General features: G+C 70.6%; 15 protein-coding genes and 1 riboswitch. Of the genes, 10 read left to right on the plus strand and 5 right to left on the minus strand.

The features are described from left to right. Positions 1-26: 26 nt before the first annotated feature. On the minus strand, positions 27-1,310 hold the full coding sequence (locus ENE75_RS15770; protein ID WP_128199288.1) for an O-acetylhomoserine aminocarboxypropyltransferase/cysteine synthase family protein: 1,284 nt from the start codon (positions 1,308-1,310) through the stop codon (positions 27-29). Positions 1,311-1,324: 14 nt separating this feature from the next. Then, positions 1,325-1,792: a CoA-binding protein gene (locus ENE75_RS15775; protein WP_128199289.1), complete on the minus strand. Its 468-nt coding sequence runs from the start codon at positions 1,790-1,792 to the stop codon at positions 1,325-1,327. Positions 1,793-1,863: 71 nt separating this feature from the next. On the opposite strand from ENE75_RS15775, the gene ENE75_RS15780 reads away from it, so the two are divergent. From ENE75_RS15780 to ENE75_RS15800, 5 genes are all read left to right on the plus strand, one after another. Further along, the gene (locus ENE75_RS15780; protein WP_158288968.1) at positions 1,864-2,742 is read left to right on the plus strand and encodes a MurR/RpiR family transcriptional regulator; all 879 of its coding nucleotides are present in this window, start codon (positions 1,864-1,866) and stop codon (positions 2,740-2,742) included. After that, positions 2,739-4,082 carry an aspartate aminotransferase family protein gene (locus ENE75_RS15785; protein ID WP_128199291.1) on the plus strand — a complete coding sequence of 448 codons (1,344 nt, stop codon included), beginning with the start codon at positions 2,739-2,741 and terminating at the stop codon, positions 4,080-4,082. The genes ENE75_RS15780 and ENE75_RS15785 overlap by 4 nt, the downstream gene beginning before the upstream one ends. Before the next feature lie 90 nt (positions 4,083-4,172). Continuing rightward, on the plus strand, positions 4,173-5,144 hold the full coding sequence (locus tag ENE75_RS15790; RefSeq protein ID WP_128199292.1) for a TAXI family TRAP transporter solute-binding subunit: 972 nt from the start codon (positions 4,173-4,175) through the stop codon (positions 5,142-5,144). A gap of 80 nt (positions 5,145-5,224) precedes the next feature. Then, positions 5,225-7,798 (plus strand): TRAP transporter permease, encoded by a 2,574-nt coding sequence (locus ENE75_RS15795; protein ID WP_128199293.1) that lies wholly within the window; start codon positions 5,225-5,227, stop codon positions 7,796-7,798. Continuing rightward, positions 7,795-8,448 carry an aspartate/glutamate racemase family protein gene (locus ENE75_RS15800; RefSeq protein ID WP_128199294.1) on the plus strand — a complete coding sequence of 218 codons (654 nt, stop codon included), beginning with the start codon at positions 7,795-7,797 and terminating at the stop codon, positions 8,446-8,448. Before ENE75_RS15795 ends, ENE75_RS15800 begins: the two co-directional genes overlap by 4 nt. 46 nt (positions 8,449-8,494) lie before the next feature. Here the strand turns inward: ENE75_RS15800 and ENE75_RS15805 are convergent, their stop codons facing one another. Continuing rightward, complete coding sequence (locus ENE75_RS15805; protein WP_128199295.1) at positions 8,495-8,974, minus strand: hypothetical protein; 480 nt, start codon at positions 8,972-8,974, stop codon at positions 8,495-8,497. Between the two features lie 29 nt (positions 8,975-9,003). Further along, complete coding sequence (locus ENE75_RS15810) at positions 9,004-9,798, minus strand: nitroreductase family protein (protein WP_158288969.1); 795 nt, start codon at positions 9,796-9,798, stop codon at positions 9,004-9,006. A 179-nt stretch (positions 9,799-9,977) separates the two neighbouring features. Continuing rightward, positions 9,978-10,089, plus strand: a riboswitch (glycine riboswitch). 51 nt (positions 10,090-10,140) lie between these two features. On the opposite strand from ENE75_RS15810, the gene gcvT reads away from it, so the two are divergent. The 5 genes from gcvT to ENE75_RS15835 all read left to right on the plus strand — a co-directional run bounded on the left by gcvT (position 10,141) and on the right by ENE75_RS15835 (position 19,139). Beyond that, the gene (gene gcvT, locus ENE75_RS15815) at positions 10,141-11,253 is read left to right on the plus strand and encodes a glycine cleavage system aminomethyltransferase GcvT (RefSeq protein ID WP_128199297.1); all 1,113 of its coding nucleotides are present in this window, start codon (positions 10,141-10,143) and stop codon (positions 11,251-11,253) included. Between the two features lie 34 nt (positions 11,254-11,287). After that, positions 11,288-11,662 carry a glycine cleavage system protein GcvH gene (gene gcvH / locus ENE75_RS15820; RefSeq protein ID WP_128199298.1) on the plus strand — a complete coding sequence of 125 codons (375 nt, stop codon included), beginning with the start codon at positions 11,288-11,290 and terminating at the stop codon, positions 11,660-11,662. Between the two features lie 30 nt (positions 11,663-11,692). Beyond that, a complete protein-coding gene (gene gcvP / locus ENE75_RS15825; RefSeq protein ID WP_128199299.1) occupies positions 11,693-14,590 on the plus strand; it encodes an aminomethyl-transferring glycine dehydrogenase in 2,898 nt (965 codons plus the stop codon). A 19-nt stretch (positions 14,591-14,609) separates the two neighbouring features. Next, positions 14,610-16,001: an L-serine ammonia-lyase gene (locus tag ENE75_RS15830; protein ID WP_128199300.1), complete on the plus strand. Its 1,392-nt coding sequence runs from the start codon at positions 14,610-14,612 to the stop codon at positions 15,999-16,001. Positions 16,002-16,103: 102 nt separating this feature from the next. Continuing rightward, positions 16,104-19,139 carry a bifunctional diguanylate cyclase/phosphodiesterase gene (locus ENE75_RS15835; RefSeq protein WP_128199301.1) on the plus strand — a complete coding sequence of 1,012 codons (3,036 nt, stop codon included), beginning with the start codon at positions 16,104-16,106 and terminating at the stop codon, positions 19,137-19,139. Positions 19,140-19,188: 49 nt separating this feature from the next. Here the strand turns inward: ENE75_RS15835 and ENE75_RS15840 are convergent, their stop codons facing one another. Continuing rightward, positions 19,189-22,395: an efflux RND transporter permease subunit gene (locus ENE75_RS15840; protein WP_128199302.1), complete on the minus strand. Its 3,207-nt coding sequence runs from the start codon at positions 22,393-22,395 to the stop codon at positions 19,189-19,191. Position 22,396: the final 1 nt, after the last annotated feature.

Here is a 22,396-nt window from a genome sequence, read left to right on the forward strand (position 1 = left end):
CGTTTTGGGGGGTGGCGACGCCGTGGCTATGCGGTGGCCTTGGCGAGCGCCTGGTCCACGTCCCACAGGATGTCGTCCACGTGCTCCAGCCCCACCGACATGCGCACCATGTCCGGCAGCACGCCGGCGGCCAGCTGCTGCGCTTCGTCGAGCTGGCGGTGCGTGGTGCTGGCCGGGTGGCTGATCAGCGTGCGCGTGTCGCCGATGTTGACCAGGTGGCTCATGAACTGGGCCGACTCGATGAAGCGCACGCCGGCGTCCAGCCCACCCTTGACCCCGAAGGCCAGCAGGCCGGAACCAGCGCGCATCTGCCGCTGCATCAACGCATGCTGCGGGTGATCCGGCAGGCCCGGGTAGCTGACCCAGGACACGCGCGGGTCGGCCTGCAGCGCCCGCGCCACGGCCAGCGCGTTGGCGCTGTGGCGCTCCATGCGCAGCGGCAGCGTCTCCACGCCCTGCAGGATCTGCCAGGCACTCATCGGGCTCAGCGCGGCGCCGTAGACACGCAGCGCCTCCATGCGGCAGCGCATCGTGAAGCCGAAGTCGCCGAAGGTCTCGTAGAACTTCACGCCGTGGTAGCCCGGAGACGGCTCGGTCATGCCCGGGAACTTGCCGTTGTCCCAGGGGAACTTGCCGCCCTCGACGATGACGCCGCCCAGCGTGGTGCCATGGCCGGCCAGGTACTTGGTCGCCGAGTGCACGACGATGTCGGCGCCGAAGGCCAGCGGGTTGCACAGCGCCGGGGTGGGCACGGTGTTGTCGATGACCAGCGGCACGCCGTGCGCATGCGCCACGTCGGCCACCGCGGCGATGTCCAGCACCACCAGGCTGGGGTTGCCCAGGCTCTCGGCGAAGACGGCACGCGTGTTCGGCCTCATCGCGGCCGCGAAGGCCTCGGGCTGCGTGGCGTCGACGAAAGTGGTCTCGATGCCGAACTTGGCCAGGTTCACCGCCAGCATCGTCACGCTGCCACCATACAGCGCCCCGGCGGCCACCACATGGTCGCCAGCCTGCAGCAGCGTCATCAGCGCCATCGCCTCGGCCGCCATGCCGGACGCGGCGGCCACCGCGGCCCGGCCGCCTTCGAGCGCGGCCACGCGTTCCTCCAGCGCGGCCACGGTGGGGTTGCTCAGCCGGGAGTAGACGTTGCCGAAGGTCTGCAGGTTGAACAGGCTGGCCGCGTGGTCGGCGCTGTCGAAGACGAAGCTGGTGGTCTGGTAGATCGGCAGCGCACGCGCGCCGGTGGCCCCGTCGGGGATCTGGCCGGCGTGGATGGCCAGGGTCTCGGGGCGGAAGACGTGGTCGGACATCGTCGGTTCAAGGTTCAGACCGGCCGCCGCGCGGAGATCACCTTGGTGTCCACGCCGGCCCAGTTCAGCCCGCCGAACAGGCGCGCGTGCTCGATCTTCGTGCAGCGGTCCATCACGCTGTCCAGCCCGGCGGCGCGGGCCGCGGCGTCGGCCTCGGTGCTGGTCACGCCGATCTGCTGCCACAGGCACTTCGCCCCGATGCGGATGGCCTGTTCGGCGATCGGCGGCACGTCGGCGCTGCGGCGGAACACATCCACCATGTCCACCGGCACCGGGATGTCGTCCAGGCTGGCGTAGACCATCTCGCCCAGGATCTCGCCGCCGGCATAGCGCGGGTTCACCGGGATGACGCGGTAGCCGTGCTGCTGCAGGTACTTGGCGACGAAGAAACTCGGGCGGTGCCACTCGGACGAGAGCCCGACAACCGCCACCGTGCGGCAGGACTTCAGGATGCGGCGCAGCGTCGCGATGTCGTCGTGCATGGCGGCACTGTAGCGCCGGCGGTGATGATGCAACATCTGTTTCACTGATGCGTCTTTGCTACACTTGGCGCATGCTTCCCGACATGGCCTTCGTCGAGCAACGGCTGGACGAGCAGTTCGACAGCCTGAGCCCCGAGCTGCAGCGTGCCGCCCGCTGGCTGCGCCAAAACGGGCCGGCGGTGGCGGTGCATTCCATGCGCCAGTCGGCGCGGCTGGCCGGCGTGGCGCCGGTGACGATGACACGGCTGGCGCGCCGCCTGGGCTTCGCCGATTTCGACAGCCTGCGTGCCCCGTACGCCCGGCGGCTGGTCAGCGGCCATGCATCCCCTCCGCGCCGACAGGCAACGGCGCGCGGCGGCAGCCTGCCGGCGCAGCTGGGCGCGCTCAACGCGGCGCAGATCGCGCACGTGGGTGCCGTCACGGCGCACAACCCGGCACCGGCGCTGCAGGCGGCCGCGAAGACCCTGCTGCGCGCCCAGCGCGTGGGTTTCCTGGGCCAGCGCATCTCGCATGGCGTGGCCTTCCAGCTGCACTACGGCTACGGCCTGCTGGCGCCCAACGGCGTGCTGCTGGGCGATGCCGGCGGCACGCTGGCGGACCAGCTGGCCACCTTCGGCCCCGGCACCGTGCTGGTGGCCATCAGCCAGTCGCCCTACACACGCAGCGTGGTGGAGGCGGTGGCGCGTGCGCACCAGCAGGGCGCGGCCGTGGTGGCGCTCACCGACAGCCCGCTCTCCCCCATTGCGCGCGGCGCCGCCCATACCCTGCTCTACGGCGGGGGCGCGCCCGCGCTGCTGCACTCCACCTGCGGCGCGCTGGCCCTGGCCGAAGCGCTGCTGGCGGCCGTGGCCCACGCCGGCGGCACCGCGGTGCAGACGCACTGGGCGCAGCGGCAGCGCCAGCTGGCCCTGGACCGCGCGTACCACGAATCCCCCAAGGACACCCCATGAACGCCCCCGACACCCGCATCCTGCACCGCCAGATCCACCACCGCCTGCCGGTGGCCGCCCACGCCAGTGGCGTGACCATCACGGACACCGCCGGCCGCGACTACATCGACGCCAGCGGCGGCGCGGCCGTCTCCTGCCTGGGCCACGGCCACCCGGAGGTGATCGCGGCCATGCACGCGCAGATCGACCGCGTGGCCTACGCCCACACCAGCTTCTTCACCACCGACGTGGCCGAGGAACTGGCGGCCGAACTGGTGCGCACGGCGCCCGAGGGCATGACGCATGCCTACTTCGTCTCCGGCGGGTCGGAGGCCGTGGAGGCAGCGCTGAAGATGGCGCGCCAGTTTTTCGTGGAGATCGGCCAGCCGCAGCGCCGGCACTTCATCGCCCGCCAGCAGAGCTACCACGGCAACACGCTGGGCGCGCTGGCCGTGGGCGGCAACGAGTGGCGGCGGCGGCAATTCGCGCCGCTGCTGATCCCGGTGACGCACGTGTCGGCCTGCTACGAATACCGCGGCCGCGCCGACGGCGAAACGGCCGAAGCCTACGGCCAGCGCCTGGTGCAGGAACTGGCCGGCGCCATCGACCGCCTGGGCGGCGAGAACGTGATCGCGTTCGTTGCCGAGACCGTGGGCGGCGCCACCTCGGGGGCGCTGACGCCGGTGCCCGGCTACCTGAAGGGCGTGCGCGACCTGTGCAGCCGGCACGGCATCCTGCTGATCCTCGACGAGGTGATGTGCGGCATGGGCCGCACCGGCACCCTGCACGCCTGCGAGCAGGAAGGCGTCGTGCCCGACCTGATCACCATCGCCAAGGGCCTGGGCGGCGGCTACCAGCCCATCGGTGCGGTGCTGGCGCAGGGCCGGATCGTCGACGCCTTCGCCAAGGGCTCGGGCCTTTTCCAGCACGGCCACACCTACCTGGGCCACCCGGTGGCCTGTGCAGCGGCGCTGGCGGTGCAGCGCATCATCCACCGCGACGGCCTGCTGACCGAGGTGCAGCGCCTGGGGTACGGCCTGCGCGAACGCCTGCAGGCGGCCTTCGGGGCCCATGACCACGTGGGCGACATCCGCGGCCGTGGCCTGTTCCAGGCCATCGAACTGGTGCAGGACCGGGCCAGCAAGAACCCCTTCGACCCCGCACTGAAGCTGCATGCCAGAATCAAGGCGCAATGCATGGAGCGGGGCCTGATGGTCTACCCGATGGGCGGCACCATCGACGGCGCGCGGGGCGACCACGTGCTGCTGGCACCGCCCTTCATCGCCACCGATGCCGACCTGGACGCCATCGTCGGCCGCCTGGCCGACGCGGTGCAGGCAGCACTGGCGTCGGTGCGTTGAACCCGGGCAACCCCCCGTGCATCCCAACCCCGCCGGCGCGTATCGTGCCGGCAGTCCTTCGAAGTAACCCGCACAAGGAGTGAGAAGCCCATGAAGCTGAAGTCCACCCTGGCCCTGGCCGCCACCGCCGCCATCCTCGGCCTGCCCGCCTCCAGCGCCTTCGCGCAGCAGAAGTTCGTCACCATCGGCACCGGTGGCGTGACCGGCGTGTACTACGCCGCCGGCGGCGCCATCTGCCGCCTGATGAACAAGGACCGAGCGCGCCACGGCATCCGCTGCTCGGTGGAGTCCACCGGCGGTTCGGTGTTCAACATCAACACCATCAAGGCCGGCGAGCTGGACTTCGGCGTCGCCCAGTCCGACTGGCAGTTCCACGCCACCAACGGCTCCAAGGTCTTCGAGAAGGACGGCAAGCACACCGACCTGCGCGCGGTGTTCTCGGTGCACCCGGAGCCCTTCACCGTGCTGTCGCGCAAGGAAGCCGCGATCGGCAAGTTCGAGGACCTCAAGGGCAAGCGCTTCAACGTCGGCAACCCCGGCTCGGGCACGCGCGCCTCGGCCGAGGAACTGCTGAACGCCATGGGCTGGAAGATGGGCGACTTCTCGCTCGCGTCCGAGCTGAAGGCCGACGAGCACGGCGCCGCGCTGTGCGACAACAAGATCGACGCCTTCTTCTACGGCGTGGGCCACCCCAGCGCCAACATCCAGGACCCGATCACCACCTGCGGCGCCAAGCTGGTGCCGCTGACCGGTGCGGCCATCGACAAGCTGGTCTCCGGTGCGCCTTACTACGCCAAGGTCAACATCCCCGGCGGCCTGTATGCCGGCCACCCGAACCCCACGCCCACCTACGGCGTGCTGGCCACCTTCGTGACCAGCGCCAAGGTGCCGGACGCCACGGTGTACGAGCTGGTCAAGGCGGTGTTCGACAACTTCGAGGAGTTCAAGAAGCTGCACCCGGCCTTCGGCGCGCTGCAGCCGCAGGACATGGTGAAGAACGGCAACTCCGCCCCGATGCACCCGGGCGCGGTCAAGTACTACAAGGAAAAGGGCTGGATGTAAGCCCGGGCATGACAGCTGCTTGACCGAGGGGCCCCGCCAGCGGGGCCCCTTGTCGTTTGCGATCGGTAGAAGAGGACCCCATGGCCCAGAACAAGAAGGACACGAAGGACGTCGACGTCGCCCAACTGGCCGCCGACAGCGACACCGGTGGCCGCAAGCCCGGCCCGCTGGTCACGAAGCTGCTGCTCGGCGTGACGCTCGCCTGGAGCCTGTTCCAGCTGTGGATCGCCTCCCCGCTGCCGTTTGCCGTGGGCTTCGGTGTCTTCAACGACACGCAGTCGCGCGCCATCCACCTGGCGTTTGCGGTCTTCCTGGCGTACATGGCCTACCCGGCCTTCAGCATGTCGCGGCGCGACCGCGTGCCGGTGCTCGACTGGGTCTTCGCGCTGGTGGGCGCCTTCTGCGCCAGCTACCTGTTCTTCTTCTACCGCGAGCTGGCCGACCGCCCCGGCCAGCCCAACACGCAGGACCTGGTGGTCGCCGTCACCGGCCTGGTGCTGCTGCTCGAGGCCACACGCCGTGCGCTGGGCCTGCCGATGGTGATCGTGGCGCTGGTGTTCCTGGGCTACACCTTCGGCGGCCCCTACATGCCGGACCTGATCGCGCACAAGGGCGCGTCGCTGAGCCGGGCCATGTCGCACCAGTGGCTCACCACCGAGGGCGTCTTCGGCGTGGCGCTGGGCGTGTCCAGCGGCTTCATCTTCCTGTTCGTGCTCTTCGGCAGCCTGCTCGACCGCGCCGGCGCCGGCAACTACTTCATCAAGAGCGCCTTTGCGCTGCTGGGCCACATGCGCGGCGGGCCGGCCAAGGCGGCGGTGGTGTCCAGTGCCGCCACCGGCATCATCAGCGGCAGCAGCATCGCCAACGTGGTGACCACCGGCACCTTCACCATCCCGCTGATGAAGCGCGTGGGCTACCGCGGCGACCAGGCCGGCGCGGTGGAGGTGTCGAGTTCCGTCAACGGCCAGATCATGCCGCCGGTGATGGGCGCGGCGGCCTTCCTGATGGTGGAGTACGTGGGCATCCCGTACTCGCAGGTGATCAAGCATGCCTTCCTGCCGGCGCTGATCAGCTACATCGCGCTGTTCTACATCGTGCACCTGGAAGCGCTGAAGGCCGGCCTGACCGGCCTGCCACGCCGCAGCCAGGCCACGGCCGCGCAGCGGCTACTGTCCTTCGGCCTCACGGTGGCCGGCTTCGTGGTGCTGGCCGGCATCACCTACGCCGCCATCGGCTGGGTCAAGGGCGTGGCCGGCGCCGCGGCCACGCCGATCATCGGCATCGGCCTGCTGGCGGCCTACATCGGCCTGGTCTGGGTGGGCACGCGCCAGCCCGAGCTGACGATGGACGACCCCAACGCACCGGTCTACGAACTGCCGGAAACCGCACCCACGCTCAAGAGCGGCCTGCACTACCTGCTCAGCGTGGTGGTGCTGATCTGGTGCCTGATGGTCGAGCAGCTGTCGCCGGCGCTGTCGGCCTTCTGGGCCACGGTGTTCATGATCTTCGTGATGCTCACGCAGCGCCCGCTGGTGGCGCTGATGCGCGGCCAGGGTGCGCTGGGCAACGCCTTCATGACCGGCGTGAAGGACCTCGTGGCCGGCCTGGAGGCCGGCGCGCGCAACATGATCGGCATTGGCGTGGCCACGGCCGCGGCCGGCATCATCGTCGGCACCGTTTCACTCACCGGCGTGGGCCTGGTGATGACGGAGGTGGTGGAACTGCTCTCCGGCGGCAACCTGATGCTGATGCTGGTGCTGGTGGCGCTGATCAGCCTGATCCTGGGCATGGGCCTGCCCACCACGGCCAACTACATCGTGGTGTCCACGCTGATGGCGCCGGTGGTGGTGGAACTGGGCGCGCAGAGCGGCCTGCTGGTGCCGCTGATCGCGGTGCACCTGTTCGTCTTCTATTTCGGCCTGATGGCCGACGTGACACCGCCCGTGGGCCTGGCCAGCTTCGCGGCGGCCGCCATCGCACGCGCCGACCCGCTGAAGACCGGCGTCACCGCCTTCTACTATTCGATGCGCACGGCCATCCTGCCGTTCCTTTTCATCTTCAACACGCAGTTGCTGATGATCGGCATCGACAGCCCCTGGCACCTGGCGCTCACGGTGGCCAGCGCCATCGTCGCGATGCTGGTCTTCGCCGCGGCCACGCAGGGCTTCTTCCTCGTCAAGACGCGCTGGTACGAGACCATCGCCCTGCTGCTGGTGACCTTCACCCTCTTCCGCCCCGGCTTCTGGTGGGACATGCTCTTCCCGCCCTACGACGAGCGCCCGGCCAGCGAGCTGATGACCCTGGTGGAACAGGCCCCGGCGGGCGAACGCAAGCGGATCTGGGTCGAGGGCCTGAACCTCAACGGCGACGAGGTGCGCAAGGGCGTGCTGCTCCCGCTGGGCGACCCCGGCCCGGCGCGCGAGCGCCTGCGCAAGATCGGCCTGACGGTGATGACGCTGGGCCCCGACGTGCAGGTGGCGGCGGTGCAGTTCGGCTCGCAGGCCGAGAAGCTGGGCTTGGAGCAGGGCTTCAAGGTCACGGCCATCGAGATGCCGGCCGACCGGCCGGCCAAGGAATGGGCCTTCATCCCGGCGCTGGCACTGCTGGGCGTGGTGGTGATGCTGCAACGGCGCCGCCGCGGCGCCGCGGCATGACGGTGCGCATCGCGCTGATCCACGCGCTGGTGCACTCGCCAGCGCCGATCAACGCCGCGCTGGCGCGCGACTGGCCGCACGCCGTGCGCATGAACCTGCTGGACGACAGCCTGTCGGCCGACCTGGCGCGCTCCGGTGCGCTGGACGAGCGCATGACGCAGCGCTTCCTGGCCCTGGCCGACTACGCCGTGGGCACCGGCGCCGACGCCATCCTGTTCACCTGCAGCGCCTTCGGCCCCTGCATCGACGCCGTGAAGGCGCGCCACGCCGGCATCCCGGTGCTCAAGCCCAACGAGGCCATGGTGGACGAGGCCGTGGCCCTGGCCGCCGGCACGCCCATCGGCCTGCTGGCCACCTTCGGCCCCACGCTGCAGACCATGCCGCCGGAGTTCCCGGCCACGGCCGTGCTGCGCACCGCGCTGGCCGAGGGCGCCATGGCGGCGCTGGATGCCGGCGACGTCGACACCCACGACCGCCTGGCCGTGCAGGCGGCCCTTCGCCTGGCCGACCAGGGCTGCCGCGTGATCGCGCTGGCGCAGTTCAGCCTGGCCCGCGCGCGGGATGCCGTGGCCGCGGCCACCGGGCTGCCGGTGCTGACAACGCCGGATTCGGCGGTGGCGCGATTGAAGGCGCTGCTGGGCACGGGCTGAAGCGCCGCCACGCCCAGGCCCCGGGCCCTGGCCGGCGGGTGCGGTGTCAGCGCGGCGCGGAAGCCGCCGCCGAAGGCACCGGCGCATGGTCCGGGAACCGGGCCACGCATTCGGGGATCGGCTGCACGTCCTTGAGCACCACCTGCCAGGGCCGCAGCCCGGTCATCGTCTCGTGCCGCGCCACGAAGCTGTAGCGCAGGCAGGCCTTGGCGTTCAGCGGCACCAGCACCGCGGGGTCCACCGCGCGGCGGTTGCGGGCCGTGTCCAGCAGCAGCACGTGAGCACCGGGTTCGATGGTCACTTCGCGCAGGCCGTCGAAGTCGAGTTTGCCGTCCACGCCGCGGATGATGATCTCCTCCTCGTGGCCGTCGGCGCGCGCGGTCTTGTAGCCGCTGACTTCGACGTACGGGGCGTTGGTGGCGCAGGCGGTCACGCCAAGAGCAATGGCCAACGGCAGCAAGCCGATGCCGGCACCGCTGGATCGACGCGGCGATTCGACCCGCACACCAGAGGCATCGGCAGACACCCGCGGGCTCAAATGGTTGCGGCGCCTGTTCACGGCAAGAACCCCCGCTCCTCGAACAACACCCGCAGCTTCTCCGAATCCTCCCGGAACCGCTTCGGCGCGTATTTCAGGTCGCAGGTGTAGAACTTGGCCAGCGAGTCCACGCCCAGTTCGGCCATGCGGGCCAGGAAGCCTTCGTGCAGGCTCTGGTAGCGCGCCCAGCCCTTGACCTCGCGGTCGTGGAACTGGGCGTCGATCTGCTCGCCGCTGGGCCGCTGGTAGGTCTCGTCGTGGCACCACGCAGCCATCGGCAGGCGGTCGCGCTGCGCCGGCGCCTCGTCGGGCCAGCCGACGACCAGGCTGGTGGCCGGCAGGCAGTTGGGCGGCAGTTCCAGGAAGTCGGCAATCTCGCGCATCGCGTGCAGCGTGGTGCCCATGTAGCAGATGCCCAGGCCCTCGGCCTCCAGCGCCAGCGCCGTGGTCTGCGCCACGATGATCGCGTCGAACGATGCCACGTGCCAGGCCAGCAGGTTGTCGAAGTTCAGCCGCGCATCACGCCGCTGCAGCCACTGGCGGGTGCGCCAGGTGTCGGCGCAGAAGGTCAGCACCAGCGGCGCCTGCAGCACCATGTCCTGCTCGAAGTGCAGTTCGTAGAGGCGCCGCTTGCGCTCGGCGTCGCGCGTGCGCACCACCGAGACCATGTTCAGGTTGCCCGACGACGAGGCGCCGGCGAAGGCGTACTGCAGGACGGCGTCGAGCAGCGCGGGGTCGATGGGTTCGGACTTGTAGCGGCGGATCGAGCGGTGGCGCTGGAGCAATGGCGAGAGTGCGGTCGGGGTGGTCATCAGGCGATGGCTGGCGTGTCGTGAGGCCCCCGATCCTGTCATCCCGCCCCACGCTCGCGGAAGCCCGGGGCGCGCTGATACACTGGCACTGCCAGGAGAGAGTCTCCGCCCCGATCGGGGAGCGAGGCCGCCGAAGGCGCAGGGGACGCCCCCGAACGCTCAGGCCAAAGGACTGGCTGGTTGACCTCACTGGAGAGAGGCGCCGGCATCAACGCCGTCGCCCACCGAAGGGGCAAGGGCCGTCACCGGGCGGACCCGAATCTCTCAGGTAAAGCGGACAGCGAGGGCCCCCGGACACCGGTACGCGCGGTGGCCGAGGCAGCGCCCTCGAAAGGTTCCGCGATGTCCGACCTGCTCACCACCCCCCTGCATGCGCTGCACGTCAAGCTCGGCGCGCGCATGGTGCCCTTTGCCGGCTACAGCATGCCGGTGCAGTACCCCGCAGGCATCATCGCCGAGCACCGGCAGTGCCGTTCCGCGGCAGCGCTGTTCGACGTGTCGCACATGGGGCAGCTGCGCCTGGTGGGCGACGATGCCGCCGCGGCGCTGGAGACCCTGGTGCCAGTGGACGTGGTGGACCTGGGGCTGCACAAGCAGCGCTACGCACTCTTCACGAACAGCACCGGCGGCATCCTCGACGACCTGATGGTCACGCGCCGCGACGACGACCTGTTCCTCGTCGTCAACGCCGCCTGCAAGGCCGCAGACACGAAACACCTGATCACGAACATCGGCCACCGCTGCACCGTGGTGCCGCTGCCCGACCGCGCGTTGCTGGCCCTGCAGGGCCCGCAGGCGGTGGCCGCGCTGTCGCGGCTGAACCCGGATGTCGCACGGCTGGTCTTCATGACCGGCGGCCATTTCACGCTGGCCGGCGCCGACTGCTACGTCACGCGCAGCGGCTACACCGGCGAGGACGGCTTCGAGATCTCGGTGCCCGCAGACGCCGCCGAGGCCCTGGCCGAGGCCCTGCTGGCGCAGCCCGAGGTGGCGCCCGCCGGCCTGGGCGCGCGCGACACGCTGCGCCTGGAGGCCGGCCTGTGCCTCTACGGCCACGACATCACCGACACCACCAGCCCCATCGAAGCCGGCCTGACCTGGGCGATCCAGAAGGTGCGCCGCCCGGGTGGGGCGCGCCATGGCGGTTACCCCGGTGCCGCGGTCATCGACAAGCACCTGGGTGGCGGCGCACCGAGCAAGCGCGTCGGCCTCGTCGGCCTGGAGCGGGCGCCGGTGCGCGAAGGCGCCCCCATCGTCGACGCCCATGGCCACCGCCTTGGCACCGTGACCAGCGGCACGCTGGCGCCGACGGTGGACAAGCCCATCGCCATGGCCTACCTGCCCATCGACCACACGCAGGCGCAGCACGAGGTCTACGCCGAGGTGCGCGGCAAGCGCCTGCCGATGCGCGTGACGCCGATGCCCTTCAACCCCCACCGCTACCACCGCGGCTGATTCCCCGCCCGGACAACCCCAAGGAGAGACTCCGATGACGACCATGTTCACCCCCGACCACGAGTGGATCAACATCGAGGACCACGAGGCCGCCGTCGTCGGCATCACGCTGCACGCACAGGAAGCGCTGGGCGACGTGGTCTTCGTCGACCTGCCGGAGGTGGGCCGCAGCTACGCCAAGGGCGAGGTGGCCGGCGTGGTGGAGAGCGTCAAGGCCGCGGCCGACATCTACATGCCCGTGACGGGCGAGGTGGTGGAAGTGAACGAGGCGCTGCGCGCCGACCCGGCGCTGGCCAACACCGACCCGATGGGCGCCGGCTGGTTCTTCAAGGTCCACGTCACCAAGATGGAAGAGTTCGACGCGCTGATGGACCCGCCGGGCTACGACGCGCTGCTCAAGACCCTGTGACCTTCCGCTTCGCCTGACCGCCCCGCCGCCATGCTGATGTCCGCCTTGCCCCCGCTTGCCGAGCTCGAAGACGCCGGCGAATTCCTGCCCCGCCACATCGGGCCCGACGACGCCGACCAGGCGCACATGCTGTCGGTGATCGGCGCGGCGTCGCGCCGGGCGCTGATCAGCGCGGTGATGCCGGGCGACATCGCGCGCAAGCAGCCGATGGACCTGCCTCCGGCGGTCACGGAGGCTCAGGCGCTGGCCGAACTGAAGGCCATCGCCGCGAAGAACAAGCTGCTGCGCAGCTTCATCGGCCAGGGCTACCACGGCACGCACACGCCGGGCGTCATCCTGCGCAACATCCTCGAGAACCCGGCCTGGTACACCGCCTACACGCCCTACCAGGCCGAGATCTCGCAGGGCCGGCTGGAGGCGCTGATCAACTTCCAGACCCTGGTGACCGACCTCACCGGGCTGGACGTGGCCGGCAGTTCGATGCTCGACGAGGCCACGGCCGCCGCGGAGGCGGTGACTCTGGCCAAGCGCAGCGTGAAGTCGAAGAGCGACACCCTGCTGGTGGCCAGCGACTGCCACCCGCAGACCATCGAGGTCATCCGCACGCGCTGCGAGCCGCTGGGGCTGAACGTGCTCGTCGGCCCGGTGCCGGCGCTGCTGGCCGAGCACGACTGCTTCGCCGTGGTGGCGCAGTACCCGGCCACCACCGGGCTGGTGCACGACATGGCGCCGTTCGTCGAGCAGGCGCACGCGAAGAACGCCGCCTTCATCGTCTGCGCCGACCTGCTGGCGCTGACGCTGCTGAAGCCCCCGGGCGAATTCGGCGCCGACATCGCCGTGGGCAACACGCAGCGCTTCGGCGTGCCGATGGGCGCCGGCGGCCCGCACGCGGCCTACCTGGCCTGCCGCGACGCCTTCAAGCGCCAGATGCCGGGCCGGCTGGTGGGTGCCAGCATCGACGCCCATGGCAACCCCGGCTACCGCCTGGCGCTGCAGACGCGCGAACAGCACATCCGGCGCGAGAAGGCCACGTCCAACATCTGCACGGCGCAGGTGCTGCTGGCGGTGATCGCCAGCATGTACGCGGTCTACCACGGCCCGGTCGGCCTGACGCGCATCGCGCGCCGCGTGGCCAGCTACACCGCCATCCTGGCCGAGGGACTGAAGACGCTGGGTCACAAGATCCTCACCGTGCACGCCTTCGACACGCTGACGGTGGAGACGGGCGACCGCACCGACGCCGTCATCGCCCGCGCACTGGCCGCCGGTGCCAACCTGCGCCGCGTGTCGCCGACGCACGTGGGCGTGGCGCTGGACGAGACCACCACGCGCGCCGACATCAGCGCGTTGTGGTCCTGGTTCTCCGAGCCCGGCCAGGCGCTGCCCGACGTGGCCCGCTGGGAACGCGGCATCGACACGCTGATTCCGGACAACCTGCGCCGCAGCACGCCGTTCCTGACGCACCCGGTCTTCAACACCCACCACAGCGAGACCGAGATGCTGCGCTACATCCGCAGCCTGTCGGACAAGGACCTGGCGCTGGACCGCAGCATGATCCCGCTGGGCTCGTGCACGATGAAGCTCAACGCCACGGCAGAGATGATCCCCATCACGTGGCCGGAGTTCGCCCACCTGCACCCCTTCGCACCGGCCGACCAGCTGGCCGGCTACGCCGAACTGAACGCGCAGCTCACCGGCTGGCTCAGCCAGGCCACGGGTTATGCCGGCGTCAGCCTGCAGCCCAACGCCGGCAGCCAGGGTGAATACGCCGGCCTGCTGGCCATCCGCGGCTGGCACCGGTCGCGCGGCGAGGGCCACCGCGACGTCTGCCTGATCCCGGAATCGGCGCACGGCACCAACCCGGCCAGCGCGCAGATGGTGGGCATGAAGGTGGTGGTCGTGAAATGCGACGCCGCCGGCGCCATCGACATGACCGACCTGCAGGCCAAGTGCGCGGCGCACGCCAGCGACCTGGCCGCGATCATGATCACCTACCCCAGCACCTACGGCGTGTTCGACCGCAACGTCAAGGCGCTGTGCGATCTGGTGCACGCCCATGGCGGGCGCGTCTACGTGGACGGCGCCAACATGAACGCGCTGGTGGGCCTGGCCGCGCCCGGCGAGTTCGGCGGCGACGTGAGCCACCTGAACCTGCACAAGACCTTCTGCATCCCGCACGGCGGCGGCGGTCCGGGCGTGGGGCCGGTGTGCGTGGTGGAAGACCTGGTGCCCTTCCTGCCCGGCCACGCCACGGCCACCGGCGTGGAAACGCCGGTGGGCGCGGTGTCGGCCGCGCCGCTGGGCAATGCGGCGGTGCTGCCCATCCCGTGGATGTACATCCGCATGATGGGCGCCGAGGGCCTGCAGGCCGCCACCGAGACCGCCATCCTGTCGGCCAACTACGTGGCCGCGCGCCTGGCGGACCACTACGACATCCATTTCAGCAGCGACGTCCCCGGCCTCAAGGGCGGCGGCGTGGCCCACGAGTGCATCCTGGACCTGCGCCCGCTTCAGAAGACCAGCGGCGTCACCGCCGAGGACGTCGCCAAGCGGCTGATCGACTATGGCTTCCACGCCCCCACGCTGAGCTTCCCGGTGGCGGGCACGCTGATGGTGGAGCCCACCGAAAGCGAGCCGCGCGTGGAACTGGACCGCTTCTGCGACGCCATGATCGCCATCCGCGGCGAAATCGCGAAGGTGGAAAAAGGCATCTGGCCGCAGGACGACAACCCGCTGAAGCACGCGCCGCACACGGCGGCCTCGCTGGCGGTGGCCGACTGGCCGCACGGGTATTCGCGCGAGGAAGCGGCCTACCCCGTGGCCTCGTTGCGAAAGGCCAAGTACTGGAGCCCGGTGGGCCGCATCGACAACGTGCACGGCGACCGCAACCTGTTCTGCAGTTGCCTGCCGGTGAGCGACTACCAGTAACACGAGCAGGCGCTGCGCCGTGGCCGTCTCGGTCTTCGACCTGTTCAAGATCGGCATCGGCCCGAGCAGTAGCCACACCGTGGGGCCGATGCGCGCAGCGCGGCTGTTCGCGCTGCGCCTGCAGCACGACGGCGCGCTGCCGCGCACGGCGCGTGTGCTCGCGCAGCTCTACGGCAGCCTGGGTGCCACCGGCAAGGGCCACGGCAGCGACAAGGCGGTGCTGCTGGGGCTGATGGGGCACGAGCCGGACACGGTGGACGTGGACGCGATCCCCGACCTGCTGCAGGCCGTGCGCACCCAGCGCCATCTGGCGTTGCTGGGCGAGCAGGGCATCGCCTTCCAGGAACGCGACGACCTGAAGTTCCACCGCCGCGAGACCCTGCCCTTCCACACCAACGGCCTGCGTTTCACGGCCTTCGACGCCGAGGGCCGCGAACTGCTGCAGCGCGTGTACTACTCGGTGGGCGGCGGTTTCGTCGTCAGCGACGAGGTGGCGGCCGACGGCTCGAAGCAGAAGGTCATCGCGCCCGACGCCACGGTGCTGCCGCACCCCTTCCGCAGCGGTGCGGAACTGCTGGCACTGACGCAGCAACACGGGTGCAGCATCGCCGCGCTGATGCGCCGCAACGAACGCCACTGGCGCACCGATGCCGAGATCGACGCCGGCCTGCTGCGCATCTGGCAGGTGATGCAGGACTGCGTGACCCGCGGCTGTGCCGCCGATGGCACGCTGCCCGGTGGCTTTCACGTCCGCCGGCGGGCCAGGGCGCTGCGCGAGGCGCTGGTCGCCCAGCCCGAGGCCGCGCTGCGCGACCCGCTGCAGGTGCTGGACTGGGTGAATCTGTACGCGCTGGCGGTCAACGAGGAGAACGCCGCCGGCGGCCGCGTGGTCACCGCGCCCACCAACGGCGCGGCGGGCATCGTGCCCGCGGTGCTGCACTACTACCGGCGCTTCGTGCACGGCGCCACCGACACCGGCGTGGTGGACTTTCTGCTCACCGCCGCGGCCATCGGCATCCTCTACAAGGAGAACGCCAGCATCAGCGGCGCCGAGGTGGGCTGCCAGGGCGAGGTGGGCGTGGCCTGCAGCATGGCCGCCGGCGCGCTGTGCGCGGTGCTCGGCGGCACGCCGGAACAGGTGGAGAACGCCGCGGAGATCGGCATGGAACACCACCTGGGGCTGACCTGCGACCCGGTGGGCGGCCTGGTGCAGATCCCCTGCATCGAGCGCAACGCCATCGCGTCGGTCAAGGCCATCAACGCCGCGCGCATGGCGCTGCGCGGCGACGGCACGCACCACGTCAGCCTGGACAAGGTCATCAAGACGATGCGCGAGACCGGCGCCGACATGATGACGAAGTACAAGGAAACGGCCCGCGGCGGGCTGGCGGTCAACATCGTGGAGTGCTGAAGACCCTGGGCGTCGGGGGGTCGGGGTGATCCCGGTTTCAGCAGTTGCGCCTTTCGGCCGATAGTGACAGGACAACCCGCTGTCTTCCACCACGCCGCCGACATGCCCGTACCGTCCCGCGTGCAACACCGCACCACTGGGACCGAGCGCACACCAGAGACGTCATCTATCGTCGCCGGTGACAGTTCTGCGTCCAGCACGTCACTGCCTCGACCCGACGAGGCGCAGCGTCTGGCAGCGCTCCAGGCCACCGAACTGCTGGACACGGCGGAAGAACAGAGCTTCGACGATCTGACTGCGCTGGCCGCCGAGATCCTCGACGTGCCGATCGCGCTGGTGTCGCTGGTCGACGAGCAGCGCCAGTGGTTCAAGAGCCACCATGGCCTCCCTGCGCGCGAGACACCGCGCGAGTGGGCCTTCTGTGCGCACGCCATCCAAGGCGACGGCATCTTCGAGGTGCCCGACGCGGCCGCCGATCCCCGCTTCCGGAACAACCCGCTGGTCGTGCAGGATCCGCGCATCCGGTTCTACGCCGGCATGCCGCTGCGGCTGCCCACCGGCGAGGCCCTGGGCACGCTGTGCGTGATCGACCGCACGCCACGCCGGCTCGAGGCACGCCAGCGCGACGCCCTCGTGCGACTGGCACGACAGGCCTCGCACCTGATCGAACTGCACCGCAGCCGGCTCGAGCAGCACCGCACCTCGCGCGAGTTGCGGCGCCTGGCGCTGGTGGCCCAGCGCACCGACAACGTGGTCATCCTGGGCGACACCGAGGGTCGCACCACCTGGGTCAATGCCGCCTTCGAGCGGGTTACCGGCTACAGCGCCGACGAGGTCATCGGCCGCACGCCAGGCTCTGTGCTGCAGTTCGAGGGCAGCGCGCCGGCGGCGCGCGAGGCGCTCGGTCACGCGGTGCGCGCGCGCAAGGCCTGCCGCGTGCAGATCCTCAACCGGTCCAAGGGTGGCAGACCCTACTGGATGGACGTGGACCTGCAGCCGCTGCACGGCGAAGACGGCACGTTCGAAGGCTTCGTGGCCGTCGAGACCGACGTCACCGAAGTCGTCCGCCAGCGCGAGCATGCGCAGGCACTGCTCGACGCCCTGCCGGCCGGCGTGCTGCTGCAGTCGCGCAGCGCGGCCATCCTGCGCGCCAACCCGGCGGCGCACGACATCCTGGGCATGCCCCCTGGCGGCCTGGTCGGACGCGACACGCGGGCAGCCCGCTGGCTGACGGTGGACGCCGAAGGTCAGCCGCTGCGCGACGAGGACCGCCCCCTGACCCAGGTGCTGGCCACGGGTCGGCCCACCGAACCCCGCCGGATCGGCGTGCACAACGGCCAGGGCCAGCGGCGCTGGCTGGACCTGCGCTGCGTGCCTTTGCGCGGCCCCGATGGCGAACTGGAGGCGGCGCTCACCTGCTTCACCGACATCACCGACGCGGTGCGCACCGACGGCATGCTGCAGACCGCGCTCGGTGCGGCCGACCTGGGTTCCTGGACCTGGGACCCGGACGACGACCAGTGGACGCTGTCGCCGAACTGGGTGGAGCGTTTCGGCCCGTTGACCAACGAAGGCCGCTGGCTGGAACGGGTGCACCCCGACGACCTCCCGATGTCACAGGACACGATGCTGGCGTTGCTGCGTGGCACCGAACAGCGCTATCGCGCCGAGTTCCGCTTGCGCATGCGCAGCGGGGCCTGGCATTGGCTGCTGGCCTACGCCGCCGTCGCCGAACGGGCACCGAACGGGCGCGTGCTGCGGGTCAGCGGCGTGCTGATGGACATCAACGAACGCAAGCGGGCCGAGGAGCGGCTGCGCGCCGCGGCCACCACCGACGCACTGACCGGCCTGCCCAACCGCAGCCTGCTGGCCGACCGCGTGGGGCAAGCTCTGGCCAGCTGCCGCCGTCGGCGCCGGCTGGGTGCGCTGATCTTCCTCGACCTCGACCATTTCAAGCGGGTGAACGACAGCCATGGGCACGCCGCGGGCGACGCACTGCTGTGCGAGGTCACGCGCCGCCTGCGCGACACGCTGCGCGTGGACGACACCCTGGCGCGCATGGGCGGCGACGAGCTGATGGTGCTGCTGCCCGATGCCGGCGCCGACCCCGACGAGGCAGAGCGGGCAGCACGCGAGGTGGTGCGCAAGCTGCGCGTGGCGCTGGACGTGCCGGTGCAGGTCGGGCTGATGGAGTACCGCGTCGGCGCGAGCATTGGCATCACGGTGTTCCCGCGCGACGACACGCCGACGGTGGACGATCTCGTCCGCGAGGCCGATACGGCGATGTACGCGGCCAAACAGGCCGAGCGCGGCAGCACGCGGCTCTACGAGCCGGCCATGCACGAGCACGTGGCGTCGCGGGTGGCGATGGAACGTGCGCTGCGGCAGGCCATCGACGACGACGCCATCACCCTGCACCTGCAAGGCCAGTGGACATCCGACGGCACGATCGCCGGCCTGGAAGCCCTGGCACGCTGGCACGACCCGGACCAGGGCATGGTGCCGCCAGCGCAGTTCATCTCGGTGGCCGAGGACTCCGGCCTGATCCTGCCCCTGGGGCGGCGGATGATCGAGCAGGCCTGCGCCCTGGCCTGCCGGCTGCGGGACGCCGGCGTGGACGTTCCGCTGGCGGTCAACGTCAGCCCGCGCCAGTTCGCCGACCCGGGGTTCACAGCGCATCTGGTCCGGACCGTCGGCGCCTACGGCATCTCTCCGCGGGCGCTGCAGCTCGAGCTCACCGAAAGCATGCTGGCGGACGATGCCTCCGAACAGGTGATGAAGCACCTGGCCGCCGAAGGCTTCCGTTTCTCGATCGACGATTTCGGCACCGGATGGTCGAACCTGCTGTACCTCAAGCGCCTGCCGGTGCACGAGCTGAAGATCGACCGCGCCTTCGTGCGCGACCTGGTGGAGGACGCCGACGACGCCGCCCTGGTGCTGGCCATCATCGGCATCGCGCGGCGCTTCGGCATCCAGACCGTGGCTGAAGGTGTGGAAACCGCCGCCCAGGCCCGCTTCCTGGTGGAAGCGGGCTGCGACCGCCTGCAGGGCTGGCTGTTCGACCGCGCGCGCCCCATCGACGAGGTGCTCGCGTCGCCGCTGCGCCGGCCGGCCGTCGCCGACGCCTGGTCGGCCTGAGTCGGCGGCCCGGCTGGCCTACGGGCGCGCCCGCAGGCCGGGGGCGTGGTCAGTCCCGGTCCGCCGGCATGGCCGCCGGCATGCCCGCCCCGCCGGCGGGCAGTGCCTCCGGAGCGACGCCAACCCGCTTCTCGCGCACCACGTAGCTGTAGAGCACCGGCACGACCACCAGCGTCAGCAGCGTGCTGGTCAGCAGGCCGCCGATGATGGCGCGGCCCATCGGCGCCTGGATCTCGCCGCCGTCGTTGAGCGCCAGCGCCAGCGGCAGCATGCCGAAGACCATGGCCGCGGTGGTCATGATGATGGGGCGCATGCGGATCTGGCCCGCCTCCAGCAGCGCGTCGCGCACCGACGCCCCTGCCTTGCGCGCCTGGTTGGCGAAGTCCACCAATAGGATGGCGTTCTTCGTCACCAGGCCCATCAGCATCACCAGGCCGATCATCGAGAACACGTTGAGCGTGCTGCGGGTGACCAGCAGCGCCAGCATCACGCCGATCAGCGCCAGCGGCAGGCTGGCCATGATGGCGATGGGCTGCACGAAGCTGCCGAACTGGCTGGCCAGCACGATGTAGATGAAGATCGCGGCCAGCGCCATCGCGCCGAGCAGGCCGCTGAAGGCCTCGGCCTGCTCCTGCATCTGGCCGCCGATGTCGAAGCTGTAGCCCGGCGGCAGCTGCGTCTCCTTGATCAGCTTCTGGACGTCGGCGCTGACGTCGCCCGGGCTGCGGTCCTTGACGCCGGCGAACACCGCCTCGCGCCGCTGCAGGTTCTGGCGGCGGATGTTCTGTGGGTTGAACACCGGCTCGATGTCGGCCACGCTGGCCAGGGTCACCGGCACGCCGTTCGCGGCAAAGGCCACCGGCAGGTCGCGCAGCTGCGCCACGCGCTCGCGGTCGGCCTCGTTCAGGCGCAGCACCACGTCGACCTGGTCGCCGTCGGGCGTGGTCCAGGTGGTCGCCGGGTCGCCGTTGACGAAGGCCCGCAGGCTGCTGCCCAGCTGCGATGGCGTCAGGCCCAGCTCACGCACCGCGTCGGGCTTCAGGCGCACGGCATAGGCGGGCACGCCGGCCTGCACCGAGGTCTCGACGTCCACCGCACCGGGGATCTTGCGCACCTTGTCGGCAAACTCGGTGGCCACCTGGGCCAGGCCCTCGCTGTCGTTGCCGAGGATGGCCACGTAGATGGGCCGGTTGAAGCCCAGCGCCGCGTCCACGCCCGGGATGCCGGCCACGGCATCGCGGATCACGCCCTCGACCTCCTTCTGCGTGCGGTTGCGCTCGCGGCGGTCGGTCAGGCGGATGTTCAGCCACGCCTGGTGGCGCTGGCCGGGGCCGCCGATCCAGGTGGCCACGTGCTTGACCTCGGGCACCGCGAGCACGCGGGCCTCGATCTGGCGCACTTTCTCGTCGGTGCGCTCCAGGCTGCTGCCCACCGGCAGCTTGACGGCCAGCTGCGTGAAGCCCTGGTCCACCTGCGGCACGAACTCGCTGCCCACCAGCGGCGCCAGGCCGAGCGCGGCGACGAAGCTCAGCGCCCCGCCGGCCACCACCAGGCCGCGCGGCGTGATCGTGGCGCTGCGCCAGCGGCGACGGGTGCCGCGGTCGCGCCGGCCATCGGCGTCGAAGCCGCGGCCGTAGGCCGGGATCCACACCCGCCAGCGGCGGGCGCTGAAGATCCAGTGGATGGCGCTGGCGTACACGCGGTGCAGCACGTCCATCATCGCGTCGGTGCCGCGGATGGCGTGGCCGATCACCGGCACGCGCGCCAGCTTGGCCGCCGGCGGGTCGTGCCAGACCGAACTGAGCATCGGGTCGAGCGTGAAGCTGACGAACAGGCTGATCAGCACCGCCACCACCACGGTGACGCCGAAGGGGTGGAAGAACTTGCCGATGATGCCGCCCATGAAGGCCACCGGCGCGAACACCGCGACGATGGCGAAGGTGGTGGCCATCACCGCCAGGCCGATCTCGTCCGTGCCCTCGCGCGCTGCGGTCATGTGGTCCTTGCCCATGTGCACGTGGCGCACGATGTTCTCGCGCACGACGATGGCGTCGTCGATCAGCAACCCGATGCACAGGCTCAGCGCCATCATCGTCATGAAGTTCAGCGTGAAGCCGAACAGGTAGACGGCGATGAAGCTGGAGATCACCGCGATCGGTAGCGTCAGCCCGGTGATGATGGTGCTGCGCCAGCTGTGCAGGAACAGGAAGACGATGGCCACGGTCAGCAGCGCACCTTCGATCAGGGTGCTGCGCAGGCCGTCCAGGCTGCCCTTGATCCAGTCGCTGCCGGCGTTGACGAGCTTGAGCTCCACGTCGGCAGGCAGCGTCTTCTGCAGTTCGGCCAGCGCCGCCTTCACCGCCTCGCCGGTGGCCACCACGTTGGCGTCCTGCTGGCGGAAGACGTTGAAGTTGATCGCCGGCTGGCCGCTCAGGCGCGCCAGCGATTCCGGCTCGCGCTCGCGCTCCACCAGCGTGCCCAGGTCGGCCAGGCGCAGCGGCAGGCCGTTGCGGTGGGCGACGATGATGTTGCCGAAGTCGCGCGGATCACGGATGCGGCCCTCCACGCGCAGCAGCGTGTCCTGCCGGCTGTCGGACAGGCGCCCCACCGGCTGGTCGTTGTTGGCCGCACGCAGCGCGTCGGCGATCTGCGCCGGCGTGACGCCGTAGGCGCGCAGGCGCATCGGGTCGAGGTCGATGCGCACCTCGCGCTCGGTCAGGCCCTGGATCTCCACCCGGGCCACGCCAGGCACGCGCTGCAGCCGCTTGCCCACGGTGTTCTCGCCGATCACCGACAGCTCGCGCATGTTGCGCGTGGCACTGACCAGCGCCATCGTCACCACCGGCTCGGCGTTGTCGTTGTTCCAGCGCGCCAGCATCGGCGGCTTCACGTCGCGCGGGAAGCGGCTCTGCACGGCCGCGACACGGTCGCGCACCTCGGTCATGGCGCGGTCCATGTCGGTGTCGAGGCCGAACTCGACGCTGATGTCGCCCCGGCCCTCGAAGGCACGCGACATGATCTTGCGCACGCCCGCGATGCTGTTGATGGACTCTTCCACCGGCTTGAGCACCTCGCGCTCCACCGCCTCGGGCGTGGCGCCGGGGTATTCGATGTTCATCCAGGCGCCGGGCGGCTGGATGTCGGGCAGCTGTTCGACGCCCAGCTTGTTGTAGCTGAACAGGCCGAGCACGCACAGCGCCACCATCACCATGGTCGCGAAGACCGGGTGCTGGATCGAGACGCGGGTCATCCACATG

The organism is Rubrivivax albus (genome assembly GCF_004016515.1).
GTDB classification, from domain to species: Bacteria; Pseudomonadota; Gammaproteobacteria; order Burkholderiales; family Burkholderiaceae_C; genus Rubrivivax; species Rubrivivax albus.

Bases quoted from the DNA above. Each gene is read 5' to 3' on its own strand.
- ENE75_RS15770 (WP_128199288.1), bottom strand. From the start codon at position 1,310: ATGTCCGACCACGTCTTCCGCCCCGAGACCCTGGCCATCCACGCCGGC.
- ENE75_RS15840 (WP_128199302.1), bottom strand. From the start codon at position 22,395: ATGTGGATGACCCGCGTCTCGATCCAGCACCCGGTCTTCGCGACCATG.
- ENE75_RS15790 (WP_128199292.1), top strand. From the start codon at position 4,173: ATGAAGCTGAAGTCCACCCTGGCCCTGGCCGCCACCGCCGCCATCCTC.
- gcvP (WP_128199299.1), top strand. From the start codon at position 11,693: ATGCTGATGTCCGCCTTGCCCCCGCTTGCCGAGCTCGAAGACGCCGGC.
- ENE75_RS15795 (WP_128199293.1), top strand. From the start codon at position 5,225: ATGGCCCAGAACAAGAAGGACACGAAGGACGTCGACGTCGCCCAACTG.
- ENE75_RS15775 (WP_128199289.1), bottom strand. From the start codon at position 1,792: ATGCACGACGACATCGCGACGCTGCGCCGCATCCTGAAGTCCTGCCGC.
- ENE75_RS15800 (WP_128199294.1), top strand. From the start codon at position 7,795: ATGACGGTGCGCATCGCGCTGATCCACGCGCTGGTGCACTCGCCAGCG.
- ENE75_RS15810 (WP_158288969.1), bottom strand. From the start codon at position 9,798: ATGACCACCCCGACCGCACTCTCGCCATTGCTCCAGCGCCACCGCTCG.
- gcvT (WP_128199297.1), top strand. From the start codon at position 10,141: ATGTCCGACCTGCTCACCACCCCCCTGCATGCGCTGCACGTCAAGCTC.
- ENE75_RS15785 (WP_128199291.1), top strand. From the start codon at position 2,739: ATGAACGCCCCCGACACCCGCATCCTGCACCGCCAGATCCACCACCGC.
- ENE75_RS15780 (WP_158288968.1), top strand. From the start codon at position 1,864: ATGCTTCCCGACATGGCCTTCGTCGAGCAACGGCTGGACGAGCAGTTC.
- ENE75_RS15835 (WP_128199301.1), top strand. From the start codon at position 16,104: ATGCCCGTACCGTCCCGCGTGCAACACCGCACCACTGGGACCGAGCGC.
- gcvH (WP_128199298.1), top strand. From the start codon at position 11,288: ATGACGACCATGTTCACCCCCGACCACGAGTGGATCAACATCGAGGAC.